Below are 16,000 nucleotides of genomic sequence, written 5' to 3' on the forward strand. Positions count from 1 at the left end.
CGCGTTTGGTCAACAAACTTATTTGTACTTACGCATCACTAAGGTGGCGTTCGTGCCGCCAAAACCGAAGCTGTTACTCATTACTGTGTTCAGCTCTGCATCGCGGTATTCACGCACGATAGGCATGTCTTTCGCGGCTTCGTCGAGATTATCGATATTGATGCTTGGGGCAATAAAGCTGTTTTCCATCATGATTAAGCTGTAAATCGCTTCATGTACGCCTGCGGCGCCTAATGCATGACCTGTCATAGACTTAGTCGATGCAATCGGTGGGCACTTGTCTTTAAAGACTTCACGTAGCGCTTCTAATTCACGCACGTCGCCCACTGGCGTTGAAGTGCCGTGAGTATTGATGTAATCGATTGGGGTATCGACATCGGCCATCGCCATTTGCATACAGCGCACTGCGCCTTCGCCAGATGGCGCCACCATGTCATAACCGTCTGAAGATGCGCCATAACCAATCACTTCAGCGTAAATTTTTGCGCCGCGAGCCAGAGCATGTTCTAACTCTTCAACCACTAAAATACCGCCGCCGCCGGAGATCACAAAACCATCACGGTCCGCATCATAGGTGCGAGAGGCCTTTTCTGGCGTAGCATTGTACTTAGTTGACAGTGCGCCCATAGCATCGAAGCCCATGGTCAGCGTCCAATCCACTTCCTCAGCACCACCGGCAAACACCATATCTTGCTTACCCATTTGGATAAGTTCAACGGCGTGACCAATACAGTGGGCGCTGGTCGCACAGGCTGAACTGATAGAATAGTTCATGCCTTTAATTTTAAATGGCGTGGCTAAACAAGCGCTGGCCGTGCTCGACATAATGCGCGGCACAATATAAGGACCAACACGTTTAACGCCTTTTTCACGCAGCGTGTCGGCAGATTGCACTTGGTTAGACGATGATGCACCGCCTGTACCGACAATCAAACCTACGCGCGGATCGGAATACTGCTCTTCAGTCAAGTGAGCATCGTTGATGGCTTCCTGCATCGCAATGTAAGCATAGGCAGCAGCATCGCCCATAAAACGCAGAGCCTTACGATCGATATGCTCAGCTGGGTTTAACTTGATATTGCCCCACACATGACTGCGAAGTTGCATTTCTTCAAATTGAGCGGAATGCGTAATACCACTGCGGCCCGCTTTAAGTGACTCGGTCACTTCTTGCTTGTTATTACCGATACTTGAAACAACACCCATTCCGGTGATCACGACTCTTTTCATTTTATTGCTATCCATTGTGTACATGTCAGTACCTACTTTTGCTGCGCCAATAGTATCTGTTTTGGCTCAATTAAGTGGTCAGCTTTCCATAAAGGCGAGTAAAATAATGCCCATTATGAGACCGAGAGTATATTTCTTTGACCGTGCAGCCCGATAAACCTAGCCAAATTAAGCGCGATTACCCGCAATTAATCAACCTTTATCCCGCAGCAGCCCCCGCCAATGAGCACTATCTAAGCAAGTTGAACCATCAACTGCAGGATTGGTGTGTCAGCCAATCCCAGCAAAAATTGCTTGTGTTAGGACAAATTGGCCTTGGCAACGGACTCGAACTGCTTTCTGTCATCCATGGGTGGCGAGAAAAATGTCACAGCCGCCTGCTTATCAAAGTGTTTGAGCCTCATCCCATCAATGCGTACGAACTTAAATCACTTTGGGATCAATCGCAAAGCTTAATTACACAGCCACATTTAATCCCTATAGCCGAAGCGATCATCCACGCCCAGCCAGCACGCATTGTAGGCTGCCAGAGATTAATCTTTGATGACGCTCAAATAACCTTAGATCTGCATTTTGGTGATATCACAGACCAACTCAGCCACCTGCCCCATTGCCTATCACATCCAATTGAGCACTGGCTGGTTTTGCCCCATCTACAACAAGAGTTGGTTAATACCCACCTTTGGCAGATGGCGCGCTTAAGCGCAGACAATGCCAGTATTTTAGGTGTTGAGTTAAATGAGCAAACTCAACAGGCCATCACAACCTGCGGTTTTGGATTGCAAAATTTAACGCAAACGCCATCGGCTTGTGTCGCGGAGCCATTTATCCCACCAGCCTCCCGCGATGAAGTGCTACTGCACGAACGTCACGTGCTGCGCCAGAAGATGGATAAAGCCTATGCCTTTAATCCTTTATCTAAATCTATTACAAATCCAGCGTCTCCCATCGCCATTGTTGGTGGTGGGCTAGCATCGGCTCATTTAGCCCTCTCATTCGCCGAGCGTGGGCAAACCTGTGAGCTATTTTGTAAAGATGTCGAGCTAGGGCAAGGCGCTTCGGGCAACCGTCAAGGGGCGATTTATCCACTACTCACTCCAGAAAATGATGAGTTAAGCCGCTTCTTCCAACAGGCTTTTTTATTTAGTCGCCGTCGTGTGCTATCGCTAACAAACTCTCCCTGCGAAAATCAAACACCGATTTCCCATGATTTTTGCGGTGTGCTGCAGACGGGGCATGATGAGCGCAGCCAACAAAGGCTCGATAAAATAATCCACAGTCAAGCATGGCCTAGGGAGATAGCCTATAGCGTAGATGCCAATGAAGCCAATCGCATCGCCAATATTGGGATTGATAAATCTGGTTTTTTCTATCCATTGGGTGGCTGGGTTTGTCCCTTCGAATATGCCAAAGCAGCGCTACAAAAAGCACAGCGGCTTGCCGAGGTCAGACTCCATTTGAATACAGAGATCCTTGAAATTGAGCATCAAAGTGAGGGTTGGTATTTAATCGCCGCTAAGCATCGATTTGGCCCTTTTAGCCAGCTTGTCCTCGCCAATGGCGCAGAGCTGACACAATTTGATGCCAGCAACAAATTACAAATTAGCCCCTTTCGTGGCCAAGTGAGCCATGTACCCGCCCAGTTTCAACTGAGTCGACTCGCGACTGTGCTGTGCGCCAACGGTTACTTAACGCCGAGTCACCAAGGACTCCACTGTCTTGGCGCGAGTTACGTAAAAGATCCCCAAAATTTAGACTTCTGTCCGTTAGAGCAAGGGGAAAATCTCGAGAAAATGCACCAAAGCTATCCCAAACAAGCCTGGCTTGAGGATATCAACATGAATGACAACGATGCCCGGGTCGGGGTGCGTATGGTCACGCGGGATCATTTCCCTATGCTGGGCTGCGCCCCCGATGTGTCACAAATTATTAAGGATTATCAGCAGCATCAGCTCACAAAGGAAAGTCGCCGCTATTGGCAAACCACACCAGCACCCGTGCTTGAGGGACTGTTTATTCTTGGCGGATTAGGGTCGCGGGGATTAAGCTCAGGGCCGCTTGCCGCCGAATGCCTCGCGGCGCAGTTGTGTGGCGAACCTTTACCACTGGATTGGCAAACCCTGTGCAAACTCAATCCAAATCGCATGTGGCTACGTAAGTTACTTAAAGGGAAGGCGCTTTAACCCGAGTGCGATTATTGTTATCGCGGCTTTGGCGTATGAGTGCATCGCCACTCTCACGGGCTTGTGAATTTGACGCCCCGCGGTGGGATTTGGCCAATCTATCGTATAACAGCACATTGACCGAGGCGGCCAGATTCATGCAACCGACCGTAGGCACATACACAACCGCATCGGCTTTATCGATAATCTCTTGGCCAATGGTGCCATCTTCGGGTCCAAACACATAAAAGGCTTTCACTGGATGGACAAAATCCGGCAGCGGCGTCGCGCCCACCACCAAATCCACACAGATAAGCTGAGTATCCGCAGGAATGGACGCCAACAATGAGGCAACGCCGGTGAGCGGAATACGCTCGCCAGCCTTTTTAGTATCGGCATTATATTGCAGTGGCCCCGAGCGAGCCGCTAATTCATAACGCCTGCCGGTATAAAATACGCCATCGACACCATAACAACCGGACGCGCGCATAATGCCGCCCACATTGATAGGGGTCTTGGGATTCACTAAGCCAATGTAAACCGCGCTGCTATTCTGCAACGAATCATCCACTATCTGCGGGAAAAATGCTGAAGTTGACATTGGATTTAAGCAGTCGCCAACTGGCTGACTATTTTGGCGTGTAACTGTGCCCATGCCTGTTCAACCAAGGCGAAATCCACATCGTTTAATTCTTGGCGCGCGAGCGCTAAACAGTCGGTCATTTTCAACATAAGGGCATCGAGGTCGGTTGCACCCTGCGCTTCAAGCTGTGATAACACAACGGCGACATGGCCCTGTAAATAGCCACAGGCAAACAAAGCATCGTCATCACCATGGCTGACAACGCTGGCGATCCACTGTTCTAATGCGTCTTCGTAATGCTCTAACATGGGGTCTAACTCTCCATTAATACTGGATTGGCCGACACATCTGCTGCGACCAATAAATCTGGATTGGCCACCTGATACATGACGTAATCATGGTAGCCCGTCGTCACTTTGTAATAGCCGCCAAGCTCGCTATCTAATTTAGGGTCGCCACTATCCACAATTAGTGGTCGTCCATCAAGTGCTTTTAGCTTAGTTTTTGTGGCGAGGATAATAATATTGTCTTTTCCGATGCGCCGAATCAGCTCAGGCGACAGCTGTTGATTGCCGCGCCCAAGGATATGGCCTTGACCACCTATTAAGGTAATCACCAATTTAGTCGGCTTATCTTGGGTCAGTTCGAGTAATTCATTCGCGGTTAAGTCACTGCCAACAAGATTTTTATCTTGAATAAGATCAACACCGAGCAGCGTATTGTCCAGACCTAGCTCTTCCATCACAAAGGCAACCGTACTGCCAGAGCCCATGATATACAGTTCATCGTCCATTTGACTGATCACATCGGCGGCGATATCGGCCAGCACGAGTTCATCGACTTCCTTGCCGCCCATCTTGACCGCTTGCACATAGCGCGGCTCGGCGGGCACTAAAAGCTCACCGAAGCGTTTAGCGCGCACTGTGCCTTGGCGAAAAGCCACTTCGTCGATATCCATCACATCGGCGGACATTAAACTGACAAGTTCGCCATCGAGTAACATCTTGACCACCATGCCAGAGGCATGGGGCGTAATACCGTAAACGCCGGAATGAATTTTCACCCCCGCGGGTACGCCGAGAACGGGGAGTTTGTCGTCGATAGTGGCTTGTTCAAAGACTGAGTAAATATCCCTGGCCGTACCATCACCGCCGGCAAAGAGGAGTAAATCCAGTGGCTCATCCAACAAGGCTCGCACAACGGCCTGCGTATCCAGAGCCTGGGTTTTATCCGGGGTTTGATACACCACTCGCGTGGTAAAACCGAGCGCCTTCGCGGCGTCTTCACCCATGATGCCCGAAGCGGTAACGACCTCGATGTCATCACGATAATCACGGATAACCTCGAGGGCCTGCATCATACGCAAAGCGGCTTTGGGTTCGGCGCCTAATGCGAGCGCCTCTTGCGCAACACCATCACTGCCCTTAAGGCCGACACTGCCACCTAAGCCCGCCAACGGATTGATCACTAACCCTAAACGAAACCGAATCACCCTTTACCTCACTTAACGCAATCTTGGTGTTTTTATCTTTATATTTTAATATCTTAACTTGAGCTTTAATCTTGATTGATATGGCTAAATTGATAGTACTCGATTGATACTGCTAAGCCGTATGGGCGGCAACGCTCGGTTTATCCCTAGGAATAAAGCATACCGCCAGCATAGCGGCAAAGGCACATCCTGCGGCAAATACCCAAGACCAAACCGCCCCGCTGCCATCACCCCAAATATAGCCGCAAACCCAAGTGCCGAGTGCACCGCCAACGCCAAAACTTAAGCTGGCATACAGTGCTTGACCTTGACTTCTGTGATTGGCATCGAAATGCCTGTGCACAAATTGAATCGATGCCGCGTGGGTTAAGCCAAAGGTAAAGGCATGTAATAGCTGGCTAAAACCCAACCACAATACACTATCCACCCCGAAGGCCACCAATAACCAACGCAAACAAGTCATACCTATACTGACAATCAATAGGGTATTAACGCCATAGCGACCGAGTAAACGCGGCGCGAACATAAACATCACGATTTCGGCCATAGCGCCAAGGGCGACAAATATCCCCGCAGAGGATTCGGAGTAACCCGCTTGCTTTAAATATAAGACGAAGAAGCCGTAGAAAGGTCCGGCACTCATCTGTAGCAACATGGCGGAAATCATGAACCACACTATCGGCTTAGTCCATTTCAGCGGCAACCGTTCCTGCCCTGCGGGGCGCACCGCCCGATTGGCGGGCAGCGGTAAAGCGCTAAGTAACATTCCGGTAAATAACGCCAAACCGATATAGGGTAAAACTTCGGTGCCCCACTGCCCAATCGCAAAACCGGCGCCGACAACCAGGCAGATATAACCTATGCTGCCAAAGCTGCGAATTTGCCCATAACGACTGGCATTTTCGCCTAAGGTTTCTAAGGTGATCACCTCAAGCTGGGCGAGGATCGCATTCCAGAAGAAAGTGTATAAGGCCAAACTCAGGGCCATATACACAAAACCACCATGGTAAAAGAAGCTTAAATAGGCCAGTGCTGCCGCGAATGCCCCCATCTTAACCAATTCGGCGCGCATGCCGGTGCGATCAGCCACCTTAGCCCACACATTCGGTGCGACAATGCGCGTCGCCATCAGAATGGCGAGTAAAAAACCAATCTCTTGGGGATTAAAACCGCGATTCTCGAAGAAGACCCCAAGATAGGGGATCATAGTGCCGAGAATCGAAAAGAAGAAAAAATAACAGGCGCAAAGCCAGCGCAATTGCTGGCTAGTGCTAGAGGGAGTTGACATTAACGCATTCCATTTCTCTTATGCCACGCATCGAATTCATGATTGTATGCCGCCTATATCATGCTACCTATCTCATACCCCTACCTCATACCAAGAATGGGGGTTTGGCTACAAACACCCTGATTTTGCGCTCTGTGTCTTAGCAAGTGGTCCATCAGCACAATGGCAAGCATAGCTTCGGCAATCGGCACCGCACGGATCCCCACACAGGGATCGTGGCGCCCTTTAGTGACGACTTCGGCCATTTCACCCTGCGCCGTCATACTTTGACCCGGCACACTGATGCTTGATGTGGGTTTTAACGCAATATGGGCAATAATCGGCTGACCCGATGAAATCCCACCGAGCACACCACCCGCATGGTTGGATTCAAACCCCAAGGGCGACATTAAGTCACGGCCTTCGGAGCCCTTTTGCGTCACTACGCCAAAACCATCGCCAATTTCTACACCTTTGACGGCATTAATACCCATCAGCGCGTGGGCGATATCGGCATCCAATCGATCAAATACTGGCTCACCTAAACCCACTGGCACGCCTGTCGCGATAACGGAGATTTTTGCACCGATTGAGTCACCGGATTTTTTTAGCTCGCGCATATATTCATCGAGCGCTTCAAGCTTGCTGGCATCGGGGAAAAAGAACGCGTTTTGTTCTATCTGGCTAAGATCGATGCTTTCGGCGCAAATAGGCCCGAGCTGGGACATATACCCATAAATCTCAATCCCATGGACCTGCTTTAAATACTTTTTCGCCACCGCACCCGCCGCAACGCGCATCGCGGTTTCACGGGCAGACGAGCGGCCACCACCACGATAATCGCGCATACCGTACTTTTGCTGGTAGGTATAATCGGCGTGTCCTGGACGGAATAAATCTTTGATATTAGAGTAATCTTGACTGCGTTGATCGGTATTTTCGATCAAGAGTCCAATTGAAGTACCCGTGGTTTTACCTTCGAAAACGCCGGATAAAATCCGCACTTCGTCGCTCTCACGGCGGGCCGTGGTATAGCGGGATGTCCCTGGGCGACGGCGGTCTAGATCGTGCTGCATATCGGCTTCAGTTAGCTCAAGCCCTGGCGGGCAACCATCAATAATGCAACCGAGCGCAACACCGTGACTCTCACCAAACGTCGTCACTACAAAATTTTGACCAATACTGTTTCCAGACATCCGCTTTACACACCTTAGGTTATTAGTTCATCGCTCCGTGTCCAGCGAATACTGGACAATTTATTTTCCCGCTGCAAGCCTAACTGGCAGCGGGAAAAGACTCAACCTAATTTGCTATCTTAGGCTATTGTGCGTCGCGATAAATAGCGAAGAGCGACTGATGTTCAAGCAGTTGGTCACGGGTCAATACAAACACCCCATCGCCGCCATTTTCAAAGTTAATCCAAGTGAATGGCACTTCTGGGAATTGCTCAATCAAATGCACCATAGAATTACCGACTTCGACCACGAGTAAACCCGTTGGCGTGAGGTATTGCGCGGCATTGGCCAGTATGCGCTTGGTTAAATCTAACCCATCATGACCTGAAGCTAAGCCAATAGCGGGTTCATGGTGATATTCATCCGGCATGTCGCCAATGTCTTCTTCATCGACATAGGGCGGATTAGAAACAATCAAATCATACTGTGGGCCTTCAGGTATTGCCGAGAATAGATCCGATTGCATCGGGAATACGCGGTCCATTACCCCTAAAGTTTCAATATTGATTTGCGCCACATCTAAGGCATCTTCGCTGATATCCAGCGCGTCTACTTCGGCATCTTCAAATTCATAGGCGCAGGCAATGGCGATACAACCGCTGCCTGTGCATAAATCTAAAATACGCGTCACGGGTTTGTTATATAACCAAGGGCTAAACCGATTGGCAATCATTTCGGCAATCGGCGAACGTGGCACTAACACGCGCTCATCGACGTAAAACTCAAGCCCAGCGAAACGCGCTTTGTTGGTCAGGTAAGGCACGGGTAAGCGCTCCCTGACACGGCGAATAATCAGTTCAACGATTTTATGTTTTTCGCTACTGGTTAAATTGCTTAGGATCACCTGCTGGCCGATTTCTTCGGGTAAGTGTAAGGCATGGAAAACTAAGGCAATAGCTTCATCCCATGCATTGTCAGTACCATGACCATAGTACAGATTAGCGTCGTTAAAACGGCTTACAGCCCAACGTAACATATCGCCAATAGTGCGTAATTCTGTCACAGCTTCATCTACAAAGATCTTATCCAAAACGTGCTCCCACTAGTTTGTTCGGCAAACATTGTAACTGAACTCTATTCAGAAACCATAGGATTCAATAGAATACCCGCCCATGAATAAAGACGATGAACAAGAAGGCCTAGCGATGTTCTCGAAGCTTATCGATGGGATCAAACCCATCACTCAGGATAAGCGGCACTTTCGCACGCCCTTAAAAACCAAACAGGAAATAGCACTGAAAGAGCAGCAACTGCATGCTAACAGTTATTTCTCAGATACTTATCAACCACTACTGCCAGTGCAAGGGCCGATGCGTTGGTTAGATGATGGCGTAGATAGCCTAGAGTTAAAACGCCTAAGACGCGGCGATTACCAGCCAGATTTGCTGTTGGATTTACATGGCTATCGCCAGTCGGAAGCCAAACTTGAGCTAGCGGCGTTGATCCAAGCCTGCGTTAAACAGCAAAGCCTGTGTTGCTGCATTATGCACGGTTACGGCAGCGGAATTTTGAAACAACAAGTCCCCATGTGGTTAGTGCAACATCCTATGGTGAAAGCTTTCCATCAGGCCCCTAAAGAATGGGGGGGCGATGCCGCGCTTTTAGTCTTGATTGATATTGGTGAGCAGCCCCATAGACGCTAACCCGCTATCGGTTTTGAACATTAATATTTCCGATTTAGCCAAAAGAAACGGCCCACTTCATATGGGCCGTTTTTTGTCATGAAAACCTAAATACTATTAACTGATGCTATGGGGAGCATGTTGCCACACAATTGAGGCTTGCTCGGCATGCTTATCGATAAGCGTAATGCCCGAGGTGGCAAATAACGGCGGCTCTACCCCAGCGACCAATTCACTCACTAAATATCCCAATAATGGCATGTGAGAAATGACTAACACTTTATCTGCTTTATACAATTCAGCATAAGCAACAATTAAAGCGGCAACATTGTCGGGCTCCCCCGAGGGAACAAGATCATCCAACACTAACCACTTATGCGGTTCGGGAAAATGCTGACTCAGCTCCTGCCAAGTTTGCTGTGCACGTAAGTAAGGGCTAACCAAAACGAGATCGAAATCAGTCACACTGCGAGTCAGCCAGTTGCTCATCAACACAGTATGGTGCCTTCCTACATCGGTCAGTGTTCTGTCTCTATCGGACTGAGCATTAAATCCAGCGTCACCGTGTCGCATCAAAAATAGCTGCATACTTCTCTCGCTACTCACACTTGTTTTTGTTTTATCCCAATTGTAGCCCTAAAATTCATTTCAACAAACCATGTAAGACTTAATCTTTAGTCGATAAACAAAAGAGTTATTTGCTAAAAACCATTAAGACTATCAATATATAACAAGCTATCGTTATCGGAGTGTCTCATTGCAAGCCTCTCAGTCCATTTATAAAAGCCCAAACGATCACCGCCAGTACCGTTATCTTGTATTAGATAACGCACTAAGAGTGTTATTGGTTGAAGATCAAGATGCGAGTCAAGCGGCTGCATCTATGGCGGTCGGTGTGGGTCATTTCGATGATCCCGCGGATAGACCTGGGATGGCACACTTTTTAGAGCATATGCTCTTCCTTGGTACCGAGAAATTCCCCGATTCTGGTGAGTATCACGCTTTTATTAATCAACATGGCGGCAGCAATAACGCTTGGACGGGCACTGAGCACACTAACTTTTTTTTTACGATCAATTCGGACGTGTTTGCCGATTCCTTAGATAGGTTTAGTCAATTTTTTATCGCGCCTAAGTTTGACTTAGAGCTAGTCGATAGAGAACGTCAAGCCATTGAATCGGAATTTAGCTTAAAACTGAAGGATGACATACGTCGCACCTATCAAGTACTCAAAGAAACAGTTAACCCACTGCACCCTTTCTCGAAATTTTCCGTCGGTAACTTAGTGACTTTAGGTGGAGAGCAGGCACAGGTACGTAGCGAACTACTCGATTTCTATCAAAGCCACTACAGCGCCAACTTAATGACACTCTGCCTAGTCGCGCCGCTTTCCCTCGACAAATTACAAGATCTTGCCTGTCATTATTTTAGTGGGATCCGCAACTTAAACTTAGTGAAAAACTATCCTCAAGTGCCGCTATTCTCAGAGAAAGAGCTGCTAAAACAAGTCGATATAATTCCACTTAAAGAACAAAAGCGCTTAAGCATCAGCTTTAATTTCCCTGGGATTGATCACTACTACAAACGTAAGCCTTTGACTTATATCAGCCATATTTTAGGTAATGAGAGCCATGGCAGCCTATTGTCCTATCTTAAAGAGCAAGGACTAGTTAATAATTTGTCCGCAGGTGGTGGGGTAAACGGGTATAACTTCAAGGATTACAGTATCGGTTTACAATTAACCGATAAGGGACTCGCTAATCTTGATGAAATTATTTGCTGCTGTTTTGAGTATATTGAACTCATCAAAACCCAAGGTTTAGATGAGTGGCGTTATTTAGAGCGCGCGAACCTGCTCAAAATGGCATTTCGTTACCAAGAACAAGTTAAATCCCTCGATTTAGCCAGCCATTTGAGCATCAATATGCATCACTATGACGTCGAAGACTTAGTCTTCGGCGATTATCGCATGGATGGGTTAGATATCCCTGAAACTGTCGAGCTTCTCGAATTGATGACGCCCCAAAATATGCGTCTGCAGCTTATCGCCCAATCGGTCACAACGGATCACAATGCCAACTGGTATCACACTCCTTACAAAATCCGTCCGATTTCACCAGAATCCCTCGAACGATGGCAAGTTAAGCATATTCGCTCCGAATTACAATTACCCACACCAAACCCTTTTATCGTCGCCGACTCGATTGCTCGCCCCGATAGAAGCGAGGTGGACGTTCCTGTGATAGTCGCAGAATCAGCGGGATACCGAATTTGGCATAAGAAAGACGATGAGTTTAATGTGCCCAAGGGCCATATGTATTTATCACTGGATTCTGAACAGGCGAGTAAAACCCCAAGACATGCCGCCCTGACCCGCCTGTATGTAGAAATGCTGCTCGATTATCTGACTGAGCCGACTTATCAAGCCGAGGTTGCGGGTTTAAGCTACAATATTTATCCACATCAAGGCGGAATAACCCTGCATTTATCCGGCTTTACGGGTAATCAAGAAACCCTATTAGCCTTGCTGATCCAAAAGGCAAGGGAGCGTAACTTTACCGAAGAGCGCTTTACGCTGATAAAATCCCAACTACTGCGTAGTTGGCAGAACCTAGCGCAGGCTAAACCCATTTCACAATTATTTACCAGCCTTACTGTCACACTACAAAAGCGCAGCTATGAACCTGCGCGCATGGCACAAGTGCTAGAAAACATCACCCTAGAAGATTTACATAACCATGTGCGCGCCTTTTACGAGAAGATCTATCTTGAAGGGTTAGTTTATGGGGATTGGTTAGTCTCTGAAGCCCAAGCTCTTGGTAAACGCTTAGAGCATATTTTATCCTTAGTCTCGACACCGAGCGCCGAATCCACAAGGGAGTTGGTTAATCTGACGGGTCAGGGAACCTTGCTAAGAGAACTGGCAATAGATCACCAAGACAGCGCAATTATCGTGTATTACCAGTCGGCCACTGCAACGCCAAAAAAAATGGCACTGTTTAGCTTACTGAATCACACTATGTCGTCCACCTTCTTCCATGAACTGCGTACAGAAAAGCAATTAGGTTACATGGTGGGCACAGGCTATCTGCCACTCAACCGCCACCCAGGGCTCATTTTTTATATCCAATCACCGACAACTGGGGCACTGCATTTATTGGAAGCGATAGACGAGTTTATCGCCGACTTTAATTATGCCGTGATGCAAATCACCAATGAAGAATGGGAGACTACAAAACTTGGCCTGATAAACCAAGTCATGGAGCATGATGCCAACCTGAAAACTCGCAGCCAACGATACTGGGTAAGTGTGGGCAACCGGGATTATCAATTTAACCAAAGAGAATTAGTCGTAGCAGAAATCACTAAACTTACTCGCCCAGACTTAATCAAATTTATGATGCGTAAAATGCGCACCAAACACAGTGATCGCTTGGTGTTATTTAGCACAGGTGAACAACATCAGGCGCAGGCAGCACTAGTCTCGGATAAAATGATCACAGATCTCAAATCATTCAAACAAAATACCGATAAGTTTAATTTTTAAGCGCTAAATATAAATAAATGTGCTAAAACACAAATTACGCTGAACAACCAAAATCCCTATTACAGAGTGATTATGCAGCAGTATCTTTCACTCTGAGCCGTAAACGCGATGCAAAACACGGCCAGATGCTCTATTCTTGTATTGCAAGCGCACAACTTTGCACCATCTACATGCTATTAAAAGGATTTTTTACAATCTCAGTTTTGACAAACCCGTCACTTTCTGGAAAAGTGATGTAACACAATTGTTTCATGGCATCATTGGATAAAAAGAACAAATACTATGCCTAAAGCACTCTTGAAAATCGTCTTACTCGTCGTTTTATGCATTAGTGCATTCGAAAATGTAAGCGCGTTCCCCTTTTCAGATAAATCTCCAGTTATCCTACAATCACAATCTTTTGGTGTTCCACAAGGACTCTCGCAGAGCACTGTGACATCTATAGTTCAAGATCACGATGGCTATATTTGGATAGGGACACTTAATGGTCTGAATCGATTTGATGGAAGAGAATTTAAACATTTTTATGCTGATGATAAAACGTCTGGCCTACCAAGCTCTTTTATCCGAAGTCTGCTAATTACTAGTGATGGTGGCCTGTTAGTCGGGACAGATAAAGGGCTTGTTATATACAATAAAGAAAGTGGTACACTGAAAAATGTTAATATAGAAGATACAATTCTAAACAATGAAATTTGGAGTTTATCTAACAACGATTTTACTGGTGAAGTGCTAGTCGGTACTAATACAGGTTTAACCAGTATCAGTTTAATAAATAAAAAATCAAATCATGTATACTTAGAAAGTAATTATTTTGAAGTAAAAAAAAGTCTAAACATCAATTCTGAAATTTTCATAAAAACGTACGATGGAAAATTACAAAAAATTACACAGAATAAAAAACAAATAATTTCTACAAATGTGCTTGACATAGAGAAATCAAATAATTCTCTTTATGTAAGCAAAAAAGATGGTTTCTATAAGCATGAAAATGGTGAGTTAAAAAAATCATCCTCAACATCTTATGAAATATTAAGCTCATCACAAAACAAAGTTTTGGGGATAAGCAAAAATAAGATATATTCTGTTAGTGATGGCGAATATTTATTAGGGAAGACATTAGAAGATAAAGAAAAAAGTGAACTAACTTATTTTACTGTCTCTAACAGCTTAATCCTTGTAGGATTGAATAACCATGGATTTGAAGTCATTCGAAACTCAAACAATCTAATCTTTAAAACAGACTTAATAAAAGATAATGTATGGCATATAAGCAACACACCTAATGGGAATATTTTAGTATCTTCAGATGAAACCTCACTAAATTATTATGACAAAGATCTAAAACTGTTAAAAAGTTATGACTCTGGTATTGGCGGCTATAAAAACTCAGTCATGACATCAGCAGGAATTTACATAGGAAATAACGATGGAATACGACTGCTAAAACCAAATGGTATGTTAACAAAATTTATCGACAACGAACAAATCACAACTTTAAACTCGATAAACAATACAAATAAACTCATAGCTGGTACCGCAGATGGAAAGATACTATTTATCAATGAAAACGGCATAAGTCATCAAATAATAACAGAAAAAAAAGATCCTATCTTTGAAATATTATATCTATCAAACGAAAATATATATATAGCTGGACAAAATGGAGTATACCACTATAGTAAAAACAGCCTTTCAAAGATATATAATGAATTAACGTATAGCATTAAAGATTACAATGATAGCGTGCTTTTTGGGACGTCGACAGCCATAGTTAAATACAATAAAAACAATAAGTCATTCAATGAGATTTTTTCAAACAATAAAGGAATATATTCAATAGTAACTATAGGAAACATGATCTTTGCATCATCTCAGGGGCAAATAATCTTACTCAACAATGGAGAATATTATATTTTATCCACAATAAATGGTAGCCAATTCGAATATAACACCCCTAGTGGGAATAAACTCGATAGTAACTATCTATTGTTTGGAGGAATTGATGGTTTAAGTCTTATATCAAAGGATGAAATTTTAAGCTATTTAAAATCCGCATCCCCACCTAAGACAGAATTATCAGAGTTGCGTGTATTTAATTTAGCAAAAGAAGGAAGCGGTGAATATTTTAAAGGCTCATTAAACACATCAAAAGAAATTAAATTAAAATACTCTGACTATCCATTCTCAATAGCTTTTAACTCCCCATTCTCTGAACCTAATTCGATTACATATTATTATAAAATGGATGGGTTATCTAACGAATGGATTGCATCGAACAATGTAAATTCCGCTACTTACACCAACCTTTCTGCTGGAGAATATACTTTTAAAGTTTATGCTGTAGATAACCTAACACATAAAAATGGACCAATAAAAAATATTCAAGTAGTAATAACACCACCATGGTGGTTATCAATAAAAGCAAAGACTGTCTATTTCATCATTATGATGATAATCATTTTAGGTATTACTAAATCCATATTAAGAAAAAGAGCTATTCAGAGACAAATAGCACTGAGTGAAGAAAGATTAAAACTTTCCCTATGGGGAAGTGGCGATGAAATGTGGGACTGGGATATAGAAACAGGCAATATTTTCCGTTCCAATATCTGGGGGGCACTTGAGTTTCCCCGTGATGGTCACCGTTCGGGTAAATCGGATGAAGAGAGTAATATCCATCCTATGGATCAAGAGCGCGTTAGAGAAGCCCTCAATAAACACTTTTACGGCGAAACAGATCATTTTGAGGCTGCATATAGGGTAAAGGGTAAAGATGATCATTGGATTTGGATTTTAGACCGCGCAAAAATTGTGGAGCGTGATGATAAAGACAATGCGCTGCGAATGACAGGGCGGGAT

At 45.3% G+C, this 16,000-nt stretch carries 12 protein-coding genes; 4 read left to right on the forward strand and 8 right to left on the reverse strand.

What is annotated here, in order from left to right; genetic code table 11:
- Positions 1 to 18: 18 nt before the first annotated feature.
- Positions 19 to 1,230, reverse strand: coding sequence for a beta-ketoacyl-ACP synthase I (gene fabB / locus COW15_RS08835; protein ID WP_198780397.1), 1,212 nt, complete (start codon positions 1,228 to 1,230; stop codon positions 19 to 21).
- 137 nt (positions 1,231 to 1,367) lie between these two features.
- Here fabB and mnmC point away from each other — a divergent pair, with 137 nt between their 5' ends.
- On the forward strand, positions 1,368 to 3,413 hold the full coding sequence (mnmC, locus tag COW15_RS08840; protein ID WP_293631855.1) for an FAD-dependent 5-carboxymethylaminomethyl-2-thiouridine(34) oxidoreductase MnmC: 2,046 nt from the start codon (positions 1,368 to 1,370) through the stop codon (positions 3,411 to 3,413).
- Here mnmC and COW15_RS08845 read toward each other — a convergent pair.
- From COW15_RS08845 to prmB, 6 genes are all read right to left on the reverse strand, one after another.
- Positions 3,394 to 3,993, reverse strand: a complete 600-nt coding sequence (locus tag COW15_RS08845; protein ID WP_293631857.1) for an RNA methyltransferase — start codon at positions 3,991 to 3,993, stop codon at positions 3,394 to 3,396. The genes mnmC and COW15_RS08845 overlap by 20 nt on opposite strands.
- A gap of 5 nt (positions 3,994 to 3,998) precedes the next feature.
- Positions 3,999 to 4,283 carry a YfcL family protein gene (locus COW15_RS08850; RefSeq protein WP_293631858.1) on the reverse strand — a complete coding sequence of 95 codons (285 nt, stop codon included), beginning with the start codon at positions 4,281 to 4,283 and terminating at the stop codon, positions 3,999 to 4,001.
- 5 nt (positions 4,284 to 4,288) lie between these two features.
- Positions 4,289 to 5,467: an ATP-NAD kinase family protein gene (locus tag COW15_RS08855; RefSeq protein WP_293631860.1), complete on the reverse strand. Its 1,179-nt coding sequence runs from the start codon at positions 5,465 to 5,467 to the stop codon at positions 4,289 to 4,291.
- A gap of 112 nt (positions 5,468 to 5,579) precedes the next feature.
- Entirely contained in the window at positions 5,580 to 6,755 is a 1,176-nt protein-coding gene (locus COW15_RS08860; protein WP_293631862.1) for an MFS transporter, read from the reverse strand.
- An 80-nt stretch (positions 6,756 to 6,835) separates the two neighbouring features.
- A complete protein-coding gene (aroC, locus tag COW15_RS08865) occupies positions 6,836 to 7,930 on the reverse strand; it encodes a chorismate synthase (RefSeq protein WP_293631863.1) in 1,095 nt (364 codons plus the stop codon).
- A gap of 124 nt (positions 7,931 to 8,054) precedes the next feature.
- The gene (gene prmB, locus COW15_RS08870) at positions 8,055 to 8,999 is read right to left on the reverse strand and encodes a 50S ribosomal protein L3 N(5)-glutamine methyltransferase (protein ID WP_293631865.1); all 945 of its coding nucleotides are present in this window, start codon (positions 8,997 to 8,999) and stop codon (positions 8,055 to 8,057) included.
- Between the two features lie 82 nt (positions 9,000 to 9,081).
- On the opposite strand from prmB, the gene smrB reads away from it, so the two are divergent.
- Entirely contained in the window at positions 9,082 to 9,612 is a 531-nt protein-coding gene (gene smrB, locus COW15_RS08875; protein ID WP_293631867.1) for an endonuclease SmrB, read from the forward strand.
- A 96-nt stretch (positions 9,613 to 9,708) separates the two neighbouring features.
- Here the strand turns inward: smrB and sixA are convergent, their stop codons facing one another.
- On the reverse strand, positions 9,709 to 10,179 hold the full coding sequence (gene sixA, locus COW15_RS08880) for a phosphohistidine phosphatase SixA (protein ID WP_293631868.1): 471 nt from the start codon (positions 10,177 to 10,179) through the stop codon (positions 9,709 to 9,711).
- 169 nt (positions 10,180 to 10,348) lie between these two features.
- Here sixA and COW15_RS08885 point away from each other — a divergent pair, with 169 nt between their 5' ends.
- Together COW15_RS08885 and COW15_RS08890 are read left to right on the forward strand one after the other, a co-directional pair.
- Positions 10,349 to 13,138: an insulinase family protein gene (locus COW15_RS08885; protein WP_293631870.1), complete on the forward strand. Its 2,790-nt coding sequence runs from the start codon at positions 10,349 to 10,351 to the stop codon at positions 13,136 to 13,138.
- A gap of 282 nt (positions 13,139 to 13,420) precedes the next feature.
- Positions 13,421 to 16,000, forward strand: a 2,580-nt coding sequence (locus tag COW15_RS08890) for a triple tyrosine motif-containing protein (protein WP_293631871.1), incomplete at its 3' end; no start/stop codon positions are given.

It is taken from the genome of Shewanella sp. CG12_big_fil_rev_8_21_14_0_65_47_15 (assembly GCF_002783505.1).
Lineage (GTDB): Bacteria > Pseudomonadota > Gammaproteobacteria > Enterobacterales > Shewanellaceae > Shewanella.

Excerpts from the sequence above, each read along its gene's own strand:
- COW15_RS08850 (WP_293631858.1), bottom strand. The coding sequence starts at position 4,283 with ATGTTAGAGCATTACGAAGACGCATTAGAACAGTGGATCGCCAGCGTT.
- smrB (WP_293631867.1), top strand. The coding sequence starts at position 9,082 with ATGAATAAAGACGATGAACAAGAAGGCCTAGCGATGTTCTCGAAGCTT.
- fabB (WP_198780397.1), bottom strand. The coding sequence starts at position 1,230 with ATGAAAAGAGTCGTGATCACCGGAATGGGTGTTGTTTCAAGTATCGGT.
- COW15_RS08860 (WP_293631862.1), bottom strand. The coding sequence starts at position 6,755 with ATGTCAACTCCCTCTAGCACTAGCCAGCAATTGCGCTGGCTTTGCGCC.
- aroC (WP_293631863.1), bottom strand. The coding sequence starts at position 7,930 with ATGTCTGGAAACAGTATTGGTCAAAATTTTGTAGTGACGACGTTTGGT.
- COW15_RS08845 (WP_293631857.1), bottom strand. The coding sequence starts at position 3,993 with ATGTCAACTTCAGCATTTTTCCCGCAGATAGTGGATGATTCGTTGCAG.
- sixA (WP_293631868.1), bottom strand. The coding sequence starts at position 10,179 with ATGCAGCTATTTTTGATGCGACACGGTGACGCTGGATTTAATGCTCAG.